The sequence below is a fragment of the Corynebacterium sp. MSK071 genome (assembly GCF_030232125.1).
Classification (GTDB): domain Bacteria; phylum Actinomycetota; class Actinomycetes; order Mycobacteriales; family Mycobacteriaceae; genus Corynebacterium; species Corynebacterium kefirresidentii.
In genome coordinates this window covers 1-230 of the sequence record NZ_JASPJA010000077.1, presented here as the reverse complement: position 1 = coordinate 230, position 230 = coordinate 1, and the positions used below count along the sequence as shown (strand labels likewise).

1 pseudogene is annotated in these 230 nt (G+C 58.3%); it reads right to left on the bottom strand.

Going from position 1 to position 230, the window contains the following annotated elements:
* Positions 1-230, bottom strand: a pseudogene (locus tag QP990_RS12260) (hypothetical protein); the annotation flags it as partial.

The following is a 230-nucleotide window of genomic DNA, read 5'->3' as shown; positions in this document are numbered from 1 at the left end:
TCAGTCGACGGGTCCCAAATCTCGGTAATGATGCGCTCAATATCCACCCAGCCACCATTGTCCCGGGCAGAATCACCGTAGGCATGCACCAGACCGCGGTAGAGCGAATCGTGGTCAGCTAAGTCAGTATCCGACGGGGCCTCACGGTGGTCTACAAGAATCGTGCTGCGCTTCAACCGGCCCTGATTCTCTAACTCCACCGCCTGAAACGTCTTCTCCGCCACCGAGCC